General features: G+C 62.0%; 12 protein-coding genes. 9 read left to right on the top strand and 3 right to left on the bottom strand.

From position 1 onward, the window contains the following. Positions 1 to 36 precede the first annotated feature (36 nt). The 6 genes from NKJ76_RS28310 (at position 37) to NKJ76_RS28285 (ending at position 7189) form a co-directional block, all read left to right on the top strand. Entirely contained in the window at positions 37 to 1689 is a 1653-nt protein-coding gene (locus NKJ76_RS28310) for an ABC transporter substrate-binding protein (RefSeq protein ID WP_023668187.1), read from the top strand. Positions 1690 to 1913: 224 nt separating this feature from the next. Continuing rightward, a complete protein-coding gene (locus NKJ76_RS28305; protein ID WP_352538897.1) occupies positions 1914 to 2948 on the top strand; it encodes an ABC transporter permease in 1035 nt (344 codons plus the stop codon). Positions 2949 to 2961: 13 nt separating this feature from the next. Next, positions 2962 to 4119 (top strand): ABC transporter permease, encoded by a 1158-nt coding sequence (locus NKJ76_RS28300; RefSeq protein WP_023668189.1) that lies wholly within the window; start codon positions 2962 to 2964, stop codon positions 4117 to 4119. Between the two features lie 48 nt (positions 4120 to 4167). Then, on the top strand, positions 4168 to 6384 hold the full coding sequence (locus NKJ76_RS28295; protein ID WP_023668190.1) for a dipeptide ABC transporter ATP-binding protein: 2217 nt from the start codon (positions 4168 to 4170) through the stop codon (positions 6382 to 6384). A gap of 143 nt (positions 6385 to 6527) precedes the next feature. After that, positions 6528 to 6755 (top strand): hypothetical protein, encoded by a 228-nt coding sequence (locus NKJ76_RS28290; protein ID WP_023668191.1) that lies wholly within the window; start codon positions 6528 to 6530, stop codon positions 6753 to 6755. Beyond that, positions 6752 to 7189, top strand: coding sequence for a TA system VapC family ribonuclease toxin (locus NKJ76_RS28285; protein WP_352538896.1), 438 nt, complete (start codon positions 6752 to 6754; stop codon positions 7187 to 7189). The genes NKJ76_RS28290 and NKJ76_RS28285 overlap by 4 nt, the downstream gene beginning before the upstream one ends. A gap of 56 nt (positions 7190 to 7245) precedes the next feature. On the opposite strand, the gene NKJ76_RS28280 is transcribed toward NKJ76_RS28285, so the two are convergent. Continuing rightward, entirely contained in the window at positions 7246 to 7836 is a 591-nt protein-coding gene (locus tag NKJ76_RS28280; RefSeq protein ID WP_352538895.1) for a transglycosylase SLT domain-containing protein, read from the bottom strand. 217 nt (positions 7837 to 8053) lie between these two features. Here NKJ76_RS28280 and NKJ76_RS28275 point away from each other — a divergent pair, with 217 nt between their 5' ends. Both NKJ76_RS28275 and NKJ76_RS28270 read left to right on the top strand, forming a co-directional pair. After that, a complete protein-coding gene (locus tag NKJ76_RS28275; protein ID WP_352538894.1) occupies positions 8054 to 9592 on the top strand; it encodes a trimethylamine methyltransferase family protein in 1539 nt (512 codons plus the stop codon). A 78-nt stretch (positions 9593 to 9670) separates the two neighbouring features. After that, positions 9671 to 12112: a GcvT family protein gene (locus NKJ76_RS28270; protein ID WP_352538893.1), complete on the top strand. Its 2442-nt coding sequence runs from the start codon at positions 9671 to 9673 to the stop codon at positions 12110 to 12112. Between the two features lie 96 nt (positions 12113 to 12208). Here the strand turns inward: NKJ76_RS28270 and NKJ76_RS28265 are convergent, their stop codons facing one another. Beyond that, positions 12209 to 12601, bottom strand: a complete 393-nt coding sequence (locus NKJ76_RS28265) for a DoxX family protein (protein ID WP_023682200.1) — start codon at positions 12599 to 12601, stop codon at positions 12209 to 12211. Positions 12602 to 12810: 209 nt separating this feature from the next. Here NKJ76_RS28265 and NKJ76_RS28260 point away from each other — a divergent pair, with 209 nt between their 5' ends. Next, a complete protein-coding gene (locus NKJ76_RS28260) occupies positions 12811 to 13299 on the top strand; it encodes a hypothetical protein (RefSeq protein ID WP_352538892.1) in 489 nt (162 codons plus the stop codon). A 75-nt stretch (positions 13300 to 13374) separates the two neighbouring features. Here NKJ76_RS28260 and NKJ76_RS28255 read toward each other — a convergent pair whose 3' ends face one another. Next, complete coding sequence (locus NKJ76_RS28255) at positions 13375 to 14151, bottom strand: VOC family protein (protein ID WP_352538891.1); 777 nt, start codon at positions 14149 to 14151, stop codon at positions 13375 to 13377. Between the last annotated feature and the right edge of the window lie 70 nt (positions 14152 to 14221).

Here is a 14221-nt window from a genome sequence, read left to right as displayed (position 1 = left end):
GTTAAAAGGCGGAAAGCCAACAATGGGAGTTAAGGTATGACAAATTACAAGAGTAATGGCGATCGCGTTCCCGATCACATCCTGGCCATGGCCGAAGAAGCCAAGGCAGGCAAAGTCGATCGCCGCGAGTTCCTCGCCATGGCCAGCGTGTTCGGCGCGTCGACTGCGATGGCCTACGGCATGCTCGGCGTAGCCGTGCCGACCCAAGCCAGGGCCGAAGAGGTGCAGGGCAAGAAGGGCGGCATCCTGAAAGTCGCGCAATGGGTCAAGGATCCCAAGGATCCACGCAAGGCCGACTGGTCGGAAATCGCCAATGCCGAGCGCCAGGCGCTTGAGCCGCTGGTCAAGTACACCAGCGAATACACGTTCCGCCCGTACCTTCTGGAGAGCTGGGAGGTCAACGACGACGCCACCGAGTACACGCTGCATGTTCGCAAGGGTGTGACCTGGTCGAATGGCGATGCCTTCACCGCCGATGACGTCATCTTCAATCTCAAGCGCTGGGCCGACAAGAAGGCCGAGGGCAATTCCATGCCTGGCCGTCTCGGCACGCTGGTCAAGGACGACAAGCTCGACGAAAGCGCCGTGACCAAGGTTGACGACCACACCGTCAAGCTGAAGCTCGGCAAGGCCGACATCGCGCTCATTCCGAACATGTGCGATTATCCCGGTCTCATCGTCCACAAGAGCTTCGACGAGAAGGGCGGCGACTTCAAAGCCTGCCCGATCGGTACCGGTCCGTTCGAGCTCGTCTCCTACGATGTCGGCCAGAAGGTGGTCTACAAGCGCCGCGAGGATAACAAGTGGTGGGACGGCGAGGTGTTCCTCGACGGCATCGAATTCGTCGACTACGGCACCGATCCGGCAGCCATGGTCAGTGCCTTCGAGGCCGGCGAAGTCCATACCAATTTCGAGACCTCGGCCGACTATGTGTCAATCCTCGACGGACTGGACCTGGTCAAGTCCGAAATCGTCACCGCCTCGACCATCGTGTGCCGCACCAACATCAACAACAAGCCTTACGGCGATCAGAAAGTGCGCAACGCGCTGCAGTTGGCGGTCGACAACAATGTCGTTCTGCAGCTTGGCTACGGAAATGCCGGCACGGTGGCTGAAAACCACCATGTCTGCCAAATCCACCCGGAATATTACGAGCTGCCCAAAGTCGCTCGCGATCCGGCCAAGGCCAAGGCGCTGATGGCGGAAGCCGGCCAGGCCGACTTCGAGCATGAGCTGATCACGGTCGACGAAGACTGGCACAAGAATACCGGCGACGCCATCGCCGCGCAGATGCGCGACGCCGGCCTCAAGGTAAAGCGCACGGTGCTGCCGGGCTCGACGTTCTGGAACGACTGGACCAAGTATCCGCTGTCGATGACCAACTGGAACATGCGCCCGCTCGGCGTCCAGGTTCTGGCGATCGGCTACCGCACCGGCGAGGCGTGGAACGAGTCGGCCTATTCCAACCCCGAATGGGATGCCAAGCTCAATGCAGCATTGGCCGTTGCCGATGCGGCCAAGCGCAAGGAGATGATGAAGGACATCGAGCAGATCCTGCAGGATTCCGGCATCATGATCCAGCCATACTGGCGCAAGCTCTACAGCCACTCGGTCAAGGCGGTGCAGAATTACAAGATGCATCCGACCTTCGAGCGCGACTACGGCAAGGTCTGGCTCGACCAGGCGTGATTGCAACGGTCAGGGAAGGGGCGCTTCGCTCCTTCCCGTCACGCCTCGCATGGTCCAGAACCGGAAGCCGCCGCAGCAAAAAGTTGCGGACTCTCCTGAAAGACCGTTCAATAAAACTGGGTTGATTGCATCCGAGTGCCGATTTGACGGCCAACTCTGCCGGCAACGGCAAAGCTGGTTTTTCGAACTGGCTCCAACCCCAACCAGACCGGCAGGGGACCGCCATGCTTTCTTTCGTAATCCGGCGTCTCGGCACCATGGCATTGACGATGCTGTGCCTGACGATGATCGTCTTCTTCCTGATCAACCTCGAGCCGAATTTGAAGAAGCTGGCGATCAGCCAGACCGAAATGCACACATCGGCCGAACAGCTCGAAAGCTGGCTGGTCAACCATGGCTACCGGCAGAACTTCTTCTTGCGCTACGGGCAATGGCTGGGCGTCGTCCCGAAGCAACCGGTGACCGATCCGGCGACCGGCAAGCCGACGCAGCGTTTCTCCTTCTGCAACGATCCGCTGGAGCCGAAATTCTCCGGCATCCTGGAAGGTGATTTCGGCTGCTCGACCAAGTTCAAAACCTCCGTTGCGTCAAAGCTCTTCCCCGCACTCGCCGCCACCGGCATTCTGATGCTCTGCGTGCTGTTGGTGATGGTACCGATTTCGCTGCTGATCGGCATCCTGGCCGGCATGCGCGAGGGCTCGCGAACGGACCGAACGCTGTCCGTCGCCTCGATCGCGTCGACGGCGACGCCCGAATATGTGTCCGGCGTCATCTTCACCGTCATCTTCGCCTCCTGGCTCGGCTGGCTGAACGGTTCGGCCGCCTCGGCAAGCCAGGGCATCACCTTCTACAATTTCACCCTGCCGGTGATGACGCTGGCGATCTACGGAATCGGCTACATCGCCCGCATGACGCGCGCCTCGATGGTCGAGGTGATGACGCAGCAATATATCCGCACCGCCCGGCTGAAGGGGCTTTCCTTCGGCAGCGTCGTCGTCAAGCACGCGCTGCGTAATGCGCTGATCGCGCCGTTCACCGTCATCATGCTGCAATTTCCCTGGCTGCTTACCGGCGTCGTCATCGTCGAGGTGATGTTCCGCTACCAGGGCTTTGGCTACACGCTGGTCGAAGCCGCCGGCAACAACGACATCGATCTGCTGCTTGGCTGTTCACTGGTCTCGGTGTTCATCGTGCTGATCACGCAGCTCATCTCGGATGTCGGCTACGCGTTCCTCAATCCGCGTATCAGAGTTCAATAGGGGGCTGGGGCAGATGCAGGTCGAATATATCGGTGCCTTCAATGTCGTGCTCGGCGTGATTGGGCGTTTCTGGCCGGTCTGGTTAGGGCTTGCCCTGGTGATGGGAGCGAGCTTCGCCTACAAGAAAAGGCTCGGCCTCTACGGCCAGCTGTTCGATAGCGGCGTCGGCATAGTGGGTGTCGGCATCTGCCTGTTCTGGCTGTTCACGGCAATCTTCGCGTCGACCGTCGCGCCCTTCGATCCGCTCGCCCAGGTGCCGATCATGAAGGATGCGCTGCCGGGCGCGCTCGAGCCGGTATCGAAACTCATCTACTATTTCGGCGGCGACAAGCTCGCCCGCGATGTCTTTTCGCGCATGGTCTATGGCAGCCAGATCGTGCTGATCATCGCACCGGCGGCGACCGGTTTCGCGCTGATGGTCGGCATCACGCTCGGTCTGCCCGCCGGTTACTATGGCGGCCGGATCGACACCGTGCTGTCGTTCCTAGCCAATCTGGTGCTGGCCTTCCCGGTGATCCTGCTGTTCTACCTGCTGGTGACGCCCGGCATCATGGATACGCCCATCCCCTACGCCATGGCCGGGTTGTTCTTCCTGTTCCCGATCATATTCTTTTCCGTACTGTTCTGGACGCGCTACAAGAACCGGCCGGACCGCCTCTATATATTGCTCGGGCTGACGCTGATCATCGGCGGCTGGGTCTATGCCGGCCTGGTCTTCGATGCCGATCCGTTCAAGATCATCCACATCGACCCCAACCAGCTCAATATCTTCGTGGCGGTGGTGTTTGCTTCAAGCCCCGGCGTGTTCCGCATCGTGCGCGGCCTGGTGATGGACATCAAGACGCGCGACTATGTGGCGGCGGCGCAGACGCGCGGTGAATCGCCCTGGTACATCATGCTGTGGGAGATCCTGCCCAATGCGCGCGGACCGCTGATCGTCGATGCCTGCCTGCGCATCGGCTACACCACGATCCTGCTCGGCACGCTCGGCTATTTCGGGCTGGGTCTGGCGCCGGAGAGCCCGGATTGGGGCACCGCAATCAAGGACGCCAGCCGCCTGCTGCGCTCCTTCATCCACCCGGCGCTGCCGCCGACAATCGCGCTGATGTCGTTCGTGCTGGGCTTGAACCTGCTTGCCGACTCGCTGCGCGAACAATCGATGAAAGACTGATCTGCGGGTTTCGGCCCCGCGAGCATGAAAATAGGATTGGAGCGACCCATGAATGAGGCAGTTCGAAATCCCGGCAACCCGACCCTTGGGCCAAGCGCTGCGCCGATCATCGAGATCGAGAACCTGTCGATCTCCTTCTTCACCCGCAAGGGCGAGATCCCTGCCGTCATGGACTTTTCCTGCACGGTGATGCCGGGCGAAGCCATGGGCATCGTCGGCGAGTCCGGCTGCGGCAAGTCGACCGTGTCGCTCGGCATCATGCGCGACCTCTCCAACATCGGAAAGATCGTCGGCGGCAAGATCAAGTTCCAGGGCAAGGACATGGGCGAGCTGTCCGACGAGGAGTTGCGCTCCATCCGCGGCAACAAGATCGCCATGATCTACCAGGAGCCGATGGCGAGCCTCAATCCGGCGATGAAGGTCGGCCAGCAATTGATGGAAGTGCCGCTGATCCACGACAAGGTGTCGAAGGAAGAGGCTTACAAAAGGGCGCTCGAAATGGTGCGCTCGGTGAGATTGCCCGATCCCGAACGGATGATGCGTTCCTATCCGCACCAGCTGTCCGGTGGCCAGCAGCAGCGCATCGTCATTGCCATGGCGCTGCTGTCGAAGCCGGCGCTGCTTCTGCTCGACGAGCCGACGACCGCGCTCGACGTGACGGTGGAGGCCGGCATCGTCGAACTGGTCAAGGGGCTCGGCGAGAAGTTCGGCACGTCGATGATCTTCGTGTCGCACAATCTCGGCCTCATCCTCGAGACCTGCGACCGCATCACGGTGATGTATTCGGGCGAAGCGGTCGAGACCGGCAAGATCAAGGACGTGTTCGACCGGATGCGCCATCCCTATACGCAAGGGCTGTTCCGTTCGATCCCGCTGCCGGGCGCCGACAAGAATTCGCGGCCCCTGATCTCTATCCCCGGCCAGTTGCCGCTGCCGCATGAGCGGCCCAAGGGCTGCAATTTCGGCCCGCGCTGCCACCATTTCGTTGAGGGCGTCTGCAATGCCGCCGAAATCCCTATGATCGAGGTCGCCGGTCACGAAGGGCATTTCTCGCGCTGCGTGCGCTTCAACGAGATCGACTGGGAAGCGCTGCCTCCCGGCGCCAAGAAGGTCAATGAGAAGGTTGTGCCCGGCGCGCCGGTGCTCAAGATCGAGGATTTGAGAAAATACTACAAGGTCGGCGGCAGCGAAGTGTTCGGCTCCAGCGAAGGCCGCGTCGTCAAGGCCAATGAGACGATCTCGTTTATGGCCCGCGAATCCGAGACCGTCGCCATCGTCGGCGAGTCCGGCTGCGGAAAGTCGACGCTGGCCAAGGTCCTGCTCGGGCTGGAGACGGCAAGTGCCGGCACAGTGACGCTGGGCAACAAGGAGATCCAGTCGACCGGCATCGAGAAGCGCAGCGTCGAAACGGTGTCATCGATCCAGATGGTGTTCCAGAACCCGTTCGATACGCTCAATCCCAGCCACTCCGTCGGTTCGCAGATCATCCGCACGCTGGAAAAATTCAAAGTCGGCAACAATGTCGCGGAGCGGCGCAAGCGCATGCTGGAGCTGCTTGACCTGGTGAAGCTGCCGCGGGCCTTCGAGACGCGCAAGCCGCGTCAGCTCTCAGGCGGCCAGAAGCAGCGCATCGGCGTGGCGCGTGCCTTTGCCGGCGATGCCAAGGTGGTGGTGGCCGACGAGCCGGTGTCGGCACTCGACGTCTCGGTGCAGGCGGCGGTGACCGAGCTGCTGATGGACATCCAGCGCAAGAACAAGACGACGATGCTGTTCATCAGTCACGATCTGTCCGTCGTGCGCTACATCGCCGACCGGGTCGTCGTCATGTATCTCGGCTACATCGTCGAGCAGGGTACGACCGACCAGATCTTCGCGCCGCCCTACCACCCCTACACCGAGGCGCTTCTGTCGGCGATCCCGATCGCCGACACCAGCGTGGTCAAACGGCACATCGTGCTCGAAGGCGATATCCCGTCGGCGATGAACCCGCCGAGCGGCTGCCCGTTCCAGACGCGCTGCGGCTACAAGAGGCTGGTGCCGGACAATCTGTGCGAGACCAAGGTGCCGCCGGTGAAGCATCTCGGCGATGGCCATATGAGCCTGTGCTGGCTGTCGGACGATGTGCTGGCGACGATGGAGCCGGTGATCAAGTTCGACAGGGAACACGCAGCGCATGAGGGCGTGCCGGAAGACGCACCGGATGGGATCGGCCCCGGTTTCGCCGGCGAACCGCCGAAGCGCCCGCATGGCAAGAAGCCGAGCTGACCAGCCATAGAGGCAATTCCGCTCGTTGGCGCATTGCCGCAGCGTCGCCATAGCTCAAGGAACGACAGGCCACGTTCGCTTGAATATTGCTGTCCATTGCCTTATGTGATGCGTGATGTTTGATGCGCGATAGGGAGCATATTGTGAGAACCACACTTGCAATCGATGACGATGTCCTCCTTGCCGCCAAGGCCATGGCGCGACAGCAGGATCGCAGCGTTGGCGATGTCATTTCCGATCTGGCTCGCCGCTCACTGCGCAGGCCACCGACCGGCGGTGAACGCAACGGCATCCCCTTGCTTGCATCGCGGCCCGACGGCCCGATGGTCGATCTCGAAATGGTCAATGCGCTTCGCGACGAATTGCCGTGACCTTCCTGCTCGACGTCAATGTGTTGGTTGCGTTGATCGATCCGGCTCACGTCGCGCATGAAGATGCCCATCGGTGGTTCCAATCCACCGGGCATTTATCATGGGCAACATGTCCCATTACCGAGAATGGCGTCATCAGGATTGTAAGCAACCCGAAATACCCCAATTCTCCGGGTTCGCCCGCCGTGGTGGCGCAGATTGTCGGCAAGCTGCATGACCTTTCAGGACATCAGTTCTGGCCTGACGAGATCAGCCTTGTCGGTTCCAACGACATCGATGCAGCCAGGATCCTCACCCCGGCACAGGTAACGGATAGCTATCTGTTGGGACTCGCCAAGGCGCGTGACGGCCAATTGGCGACGTTTGACCGAAAGCTGTCAACGGCAGCGGTAAAGGGAGGAAGGTCGATCCTCCACCTGATCCCAAGCGAATGAATGGCTGAGTTCCGCTTCGATCGCAAACTGCGTGGCTGCAAGACCGCTTGGCAACGTCAGCTGCCGCATTGCCGCAGCTGTTCGGCATAGTCGCGGGCCATCTTTTCGGTCGCCCTGGCATAGCCCTGCACGCCGGCGTCACCACGGTTGCCACGGCCGTAGGCGGTCCAGCCGAGATAGTAGGCGAGATAGAGATTGTAGGTGTCGTTGCGGGCGACGCCGAACGTGTCTGATGTCTTGGAATGATACCAGCCGACGAAATCGACGGCATCGGCAAACTTGGTCCGCCTCGCCGCCCAACTGCCGGTTTCGCTTTGGTATTGCGACCAGGTGCCGTCGAGCGCCTGCGAGAAACCGGTGGCCGACGAGACATGCTTCCACGGAATGAAGCCGAGCAGTTTGGTACGCGGCGGCCTGGCATTGCTCTTGAAACCGGATTCCTTGCGCACCGTCGCCATCAGCACGGGGACGGGGACGCCGTATTTCTGCGAGGCGCGCTCGGCGGCCGACTGCCAGTTGTCGAACCAGCCATCGTTCTGGTCGAAGACGGCGCAGACATTGTTGATATGGTTGGGCGGCGTCGCGCAGGCCGGCAAAGCCAGCAGCACGCCAACCGCTACAATTTTACTCAAACTCGAACTACGCATGGAAGACGGATAGGCTGAAATCATAAAGGGAATCTTGCGGCGTTTCTTAACGGCTTGCCGGCCCGGCTCCGCTGAGTGGGACCTGTATCATTATTCCGACCTTTTGCGTCGCCTCTGTCTCCAAACGAATTCAAAAATGCCGCCTTGGCTAAAATCACGTCCGCGAAGGGCGGATTTCTGACAGCGGTGTCCGGATGCCGGCGCTCTGATGCCAGGCATGAATGAACCAAGACGCAAGCGCGGCGCGGAGCGAACCAGCAACCGGGGGCCTGCCGCCATCCCGCAACTTCCACTGCGGCGGGTGACCAATCCCTATCCGCCGATGGCGATGCTGTCGGCCGACCAGATCGAAGCGATCCACCAGGCGTCGATGCACATTCTGGAAAATTTCGGCATCGAGGTGATGTCTCAGCGGGCGCTGGCGCTGTTCGAGAAGGCGGGCGCAAAAGTCGACCATGCGATCGCGAATGTCCGCATCGACCGGGGCCTTGTCGCCGAGGCGCTGAAGACCACGCAGTCCAGCTATCGGCTGACGCCGCGCAACCCCGCCAACACCATTCATCTCAGCGGCAACACGATCAATTTCACCCTCGTCGCCGGGCCGCCCAATGTGCATGACATGGAGCGCGGCCGGCGCGCCGGAAACTTGCACGACTATGCCGATCTGACCCGGCTGGCGCAGCATTTCAACTGCATCCACATGCTCGGCAACCAGGTCTGCGCGCCGGTGGAACTGCCGGCGAACACCAGGCACATGGATACTTATTTCACCAATCTGACGCTGACCGACAAATCCTTCCATGTCTCGGCGATCGGACGAGGCCGGGCGCTGGACGGCATCGAAATGATGGCGATCGCGCGCGGGCTGACGCTGGATGAGATGCGAGATGATCCCGGCATTGCCACCATCATCTCGGTCAACTCGCCGCGCCGATTCGACGAGATGATGGCCGAAGGGCTGATGACCATGGCCGAATTCGGCCAGTCGGTGGCGGTGACGCCGTTCACGCTGATGGGCGCGATGAGCCCGGTGACGCTCGCCGGCGCCCTGGCGCAGCAGAATGCCGAGGCGCTGTTCGGCGTGGTGCTGACGCAACTGGTGCGCCCCGGCGCGCCGGTGATGTACGGCGCCTTCACCTCCAACGTCGACATGAAGTCGGGCGCGCCTGCCTTCGGAACGCCGGAGAACACGAAGGCCAACATCGCCTCGGGGCAATTGGCGCGGCGCTACAATCTGCCCTACCGCACGACACCGGGGTCGGCATCGAATGCGGCGGACGCGCAAGGCGCCTACGAGACGCTGATGGCGCTGTGGGGCGCTGTGCTCGGCCACGGCAACCTCGTCTATCACGCCGCCGGCTGGCAGGAAGGCGGGCTGACGGCATCGTTCGAAAAACTGATCATCGACGTCGAGATGATCCAGCACATGATGGAGTTCCTGCGGCCGATCGTCGTCGATGAGGCCGAGCTTGCGGTCGAGGCATTGGGTGCGGTGCCGACCGGCGGCCATTTCTTCGGCGAACCGCACACGCTGGAACGCTATGCCACCGCTTTCTACCAGCCGATACTGTCCAACTGGCAGAATTACGAGGCATGGCAGGAGGCCGGCGGCCTCGACACGACGGCGCGCGCGACCCGGCTGTGGAAGAAGGCGCTGGAAGACTATGTCGAGCCGGTGATGGACATCGCCGTGCGCGAGGCGCTGGAGGCGTATGTGGCCAGGCGCAAGGAAGCGATCGGGCAGGGCGAGCCATGACTTTTTCAACATCGGCGCGCGGCGCTGCCTTTCTGATTCACCTTATCTCCTCAACTCGTTGATAACAGAGCAAAACTCATGAAATCGCATGCAAAGGTCGTGGTCATTGGCGGTGGCGTCGTCGGGTGCTCCGTGCTGTTCCATCTGGCGCGTCATGGCTGGACCGATGTCGTGCTTTTGGAGCGCGACGAGCTGACCTCCGGCTCGACCTGGCATGCGGCCGGCGGCATGCACACGATCAATGGCGACCCCAACGTCGCCAAGCTGCAGAAATACACGATCTCGCTCTACAAGGAGATCGAGGAGCTGTCGGGACAGGCGACCGGCGTGCATCTGACGGGCGGCGTGCTTCTGGCGGCGACCGAGGCGCGGCTCGACTGGCTGCGCGGCGTCGTCGCCAAAGGGCGTTACCTCGGCATCGAGCTCGAAGAAATATCGGCCAATGAAGCGGCCGAGCTGATGCCGCTGCTCGACCCGAAACAATTCGTCGGCGCCGTCCGCAACAAGGAGGACGGCCATCTCGATCCCTCCGGCGTGACGCATGCCTATGCCAAGGCCGCGCGGAAACTGGGCGCCGAGGTCGAGCGCTTCACCAAGGTCGAGGACATTGTGCGCCGGCCCGACGGCATGTGGCGCGTCATCACCAACAAGGGCGAAGTGGTGGCCGAGCATGTCGTCAATGCCGGCGGGTTATGGGCGCGCGAGGTCGGCCGCATGGTCGGGCTGGAGCTGCCGGTGCTGGCAATGGAGCACATGTACCTGATCACCGAGGATATGCCCGAGGTGGCGGCGTGGAACGCCAAGACCGGGACGGAAATCATCCATGCCGTCGATTTCGACGGTGAGCTGTACCTGCGCCAGGAGCGCGGCGGCATGCTGATGGGCACGTATGAGAAGGCCAATAAGGTCTGGTCCGAATTCCAGACACCGTGGAATTTCGGCCATGAACTGCTGGAGCCGGATATCGACCGCATCGCGCCGTCGCTCGAAGTCGGCTTCCGGCATTTCCCGGCCTTCGAGAGGACCGGCATCAAGCAGATCATCAACGGCCCCTTCACCTTCGCGCCGGACGGCAATCCGCTGGTCGGGCCGGTGCGCGGCCTTCCCGGCTTCTGGGTCGCCTGCGGGGTCATGGCGGGCTTTTCACAAGGCGGCGGCGTCGGTCTGGCGCTGTCCAACTGGATGATCGAGGGCGATCCCGGCGCCGACATCTGGGCCATGGATGTGGCGCGCTATGGCGACTGGGCGACGATGGCCTACACCAACGCCAAGGTGCGCGAGAATTATTCGCGCCGCTTCTCGATTCGCTTTCCCAATGAGGAGCTGCCCGCCGGGCGGCAGCTGAAGACGACGCCGATCTACGATTTGCTGTCGGCCAAGGGCGCGCAATGGGGCGTGTCCTATGGGCTGGAAGTGCCGCTCTGGTTTGCGCCCGAGGGTGTCAAGGACGAGTTCTCGTGGCGGCGGTCCAGCGATTTTTCCCATGTCGCCAATGAGGTCGCGACGGTTCGTGAGAGCGTCGGCCTGGCGGAGATTTCGAACTTCGCCAAATACAAGGTGACGGGAGAAGGGGCGGCCGCTTGGCTCGACCGGATCTTTGCCTGCAAGTTGCCGAAGTCCGGCCGCATGACGTTGGCGCCGATGCTGAAGGACGACGGCAAGCTCATCGGCGATTTCACGCTGGCCAATATCGGTGCCCCCAATTCCAACGGGACCGAGTGGTTCATCGCCGGCTCCGGTATCGCCGAGCAGTATCATATGCGCTGGTTTGAGGCGCATTTACCTGCGGATAGCTCAGTGCGCATAGAGGCGCTGGGGCAGAAACTGACCGGTCTGGCGATCGCCGGACCCAAGGCGAGGGAGGTGCTGGCAAAGGCCAGCCGCGCGGATGTCGCCAACACCGCATTCCCGTTCATGGCGGTCGCGAAAATGGACATCGGCACGGCGCCGTGCCTGGTCGGCCGCGTCAGCTACACCGGCGATCTCGGCTACGAGATCTGGGTGGCGCCGGAATATCAGCGCGCTGCCTTCCAGGCGTTGATGGCGGCAGGCGAGGAATTCGGCCTCGGCCTGTTCGGCTCGCGCGCGCTCAATGCGCTGCGGCTGGAGAAAAACTACGGCTCATGGGCGCGCGAATACCGGCCGATCTACGGGCCGCTGGAGGCCGGGCTCGACCGTTTCGTCGCCTATGGCAAGGATGCCGATTTCATCGGCAAAACCGGCGCTCTTGCCGAGCGCAAGCAGGGCGGCAAGCTCAGGCTGCGCACATTTATCCTCGATGCCGACGATGCCGATGTCATCGGCGACGAGCCGATCTGGTACGATGGCGCGGTGCGCGGCTGGGTGACGTCGGGCGGCTATGCGCATCACTCGAAGAAATCCGTCGCCATCGGCTATGTGCCGAAGGAGATCGCAGACAAGAGCGACGGCTTCGAAATCGAACTTTTGGGCAAGCGCCACGCGGCGCGCGTTCAGGCAGCGCCGCTCTTTGACGCGAACTTCGAGCGAATGCGCGCCTGAAGCGCTTCGGCTTCGCCGAGGCGCTTCAGATTCTTGTTTTGTGCATTCGTTATCCCAAAACCGCTGCGCACTTTTGGGCGACATGCATCAGGCGCGTCAGGTGCTGCGGCGGTTGTCGAGCGCGAAGGCGCCGGCGCCGGCAAACACCAGATAGAGGAAGATGAAGCAGAAGGAGATTGCCGCGTCGCCGCTGTTGTTGACCGGGAAGAAGTCGCGCGGGTAGTGCGCCATGAAATAGGCGATGGCCATCTCGCCGGCCAGAAGGAACGCGACCGGGCGGGTGAACAGACCGAGCGCCAGCAGGATGCCACCGGCGAACTCCAGGATGCCTGCCGTCGCCGTCAGGCCGGTAAGAGCGTGAGGCTCGGCGCTGACCGGAAAATTGAACAGTTTCTGCGAGCCATGTTCGACGAACTGCAGGGCTGTGATGATGCGCAGGACGCCGAGTGCCTGCGGCTGAAATCTGGCGAGACCGTCAAAAAGCTTCATCTAAACTCCATTTTTCCAACCCTGCGGCCCGGCCATAAATTATCACCCGGCGCTGGACCATTCACTTCGCGTGGCCTGTCATCAACAATCGGTGATTGGAAATCACTTCCAGTCTGGACTCCGAAATTTGTTCTCGTTATGGTTGCATACAGCTCGTTTAAGTTGTATACCTGCGTGTAGACACTCCAAACCAAACGGGTTCCTTAGCCATGAAAAAAGTCGCCATCAGCCTGTTCGCAATCCTCGCAAGCACCAGTTTCGCCATGGCCGCTGATGCTGGCTGCGATGCCTTCAAATGGCCGGTGACACGCGAGCAGGAACTGTTTCCGGCAGCGCCCGCCGCGCAGTCCGGTGCCTCTCTTGCTTTCGGCGAAGCCGCGGATATGGCGCTGGAGCCGGTCGATGCGGTCAGCTTCATGGTCTCACCGCAACGCGCGCCGGCAGCCGGCACGTTCGGCGCGACGGCAAACGTGGCCGTGCCAACGGAAGGAGAGCTCCAGATCAGCCTGTCCGATGAGGCCTGGGTCGACGTCATTCAGGATGGCCAGGCCGTGAAATCAGCCGGTTTCAGCGGCGTGAAGACCTGCCCCGGCGTCCGCAAGAGCCTGCGCTTCAAGCTGACGCCTGGCGCAGCCACGATCCAGCTCAGCGGCGCCAGGAAAGAGAACCTCAAAGTTGCGGTGCTGGCGCCGGAGTGACCGCGCCCGGACGCGCCTCTCATCGCACCAGCGGCGCGATGAGAGCAGTTCCGTGCAGGCGAGTACCGGAGGGGATCAGCGGCCCGGCGCGATCAGCGCGAAATAAGCGCCTTGCGGATCGGTGAACTGGGCAATCCATTGGCCGGTCGGCACCGGCATCGGACCCATGACAATTTTGCCGCCATTGTCGGTGACGCGTTTGGCGGCTGCGTCGATGGCGTCGACATTGAAGTAGAACAGCCAGACCGGCATCGGCAGCTGTTGCGGCTTGTTCATGATGCCGCCGCCGGATTCAGGGCCGGCTGAGAAGGTCTGATAGATGCCCATCTCGCCGACGTCCATGCTACCGGCATCAGTCCAGCCGAACTGGCTTGAGTAGAAATCGAAGGCCTTCTGGCGGTCGGACGCATAAAGCTCGTGCCAGCCGACATGGCCCGGCGTCGTTGCCGGAAGGACGGGCTGGTCGGGCCCATTGGGCTGCAGGAACATGAAGGCGGCGCCTTGCGGGTCGGCGACGACGGAGAAGCGGCCGACGCCGGGAATGTCGTCGGGTTCGCGGTGAACAGCCCCGCCGGCCGCTTTCAGTGCCTCGGTCGAGGCAACGGTATCGCTGGTGTGGATATAGCCGAACCAGGCCGGCTTCAGACCCGTCCTGGCTGCTTCCTCGGGCAGGGTCATCAGCCCGCCGACGCCACGCTCGGCGGAGTTCACCACGATATAGCGCGGCATGCCGGGCGCCTTGTCGAAGGGCTCAGCCCGCCAGCCGACCACGGTGGTGTAGAACGCTTGCGCCGCATCGAGGTCGCTGGTCATCAACTCGTACCAGAAGAAGGGCATTGGGGATCTCGGCATTCTCGGTCTCCTCACCTATGCATAGATCGTCGTCCGATCCATCAAAGGACGTTTTCAGCGACGCGAATCC

It is taken from the genome of Mesorhizobium sp. M0029 (assembly GCF_040323735.1).
GTDB lineage: Bacteria > Pseudomonadota > Alphaproteobacteria > Rhizobiales > Rhizobiaceae > Mesorhizobium.
The sequence above is the reverse complement of the archived record's forward strand: the minus strand, read 5'-3'. Positions and strand labels throughout refer to the sequence as shown.

What these genes read in the sequence shown, in the direction of transcription:
- NKJ76_RS28265 (WP_023682200.1), bottom strand. Translation starts at nt 12,601, where the DNA reads ATGAAGCTTTTTGACGGTCTCGCCAGATTTCAGCCGCAGGCACTCGGC.
- NKJ76_RS28255 (WP_352538891.1), bottom strand. Translation starts at nt 14,151, where the DNA reads ATGCCGAGATCCCCAATGCCCTTCTTCTGGTACGAGTTGATGACCAGC.
- NKJ76_RS28305 (WP_352538897.1), top strand. Translation starts at nt 1,914, where the DNA reads ATGCTTTCTTTCGTAATCCGGCGTCTCGGCACCATGGCATTGACGATG.
- NKJ76_RS28270 (WP_352538893.1), top strand. Translation starts at nt 9,671, where the DNA reads ATGAAATCGCATGCAAAGGTCGTGGTCATTGGCGGTGGCGTCGTCGGG.
- NKJ76_RS28310 (WP_023668187.1), top strand. Translation starts at nt 37, where the DNA reads ATGACAAATTACAAGAGTAATGGCGATCGCGTTCCCGATCACATCCTG.
- NKJ76_RS28280 (WP_352538895.1), bottom strand. Translation starts at nt 7,836, where the DNA reads ATGCGTAGTTCGAGTTTGAGTAAAATTGTAGCGGTTGGCGTGCTGCTG.
- NKJ76_RS28260 (WP_352538892.1), top strand. Translation starts at nt 12,811, where the DNA reads ATGAAAAAAGTCGCCATCAGCCTGTTCGCAATCCTCGCAAGCACCAGT.
- NKJ76_RS28300 (WP_023668189.1), top strand. Translation starts at nt 2,962, where the DNA reads ATGCAGGTCGAATATATCGGTGCCTTCAATGTCGTGCTCGGCGTGATT.
- NKJ76_RS28295 (WP_023668190.1), top strand. Translation starts at nt 4,168, where the DNA reads ATGAATGAGGCAGTTCGAAATCCCGGCAACCCGACCCTTGGGCCAAGC.
- NKJ76_RS28275 (WP_352538894.1), top strand. Translation starts at nt 8,054, where the DNA reads ATGAATGAACCAAGACGCAAGCGCGGCGCGGAGCGAACCAGCAACCGG.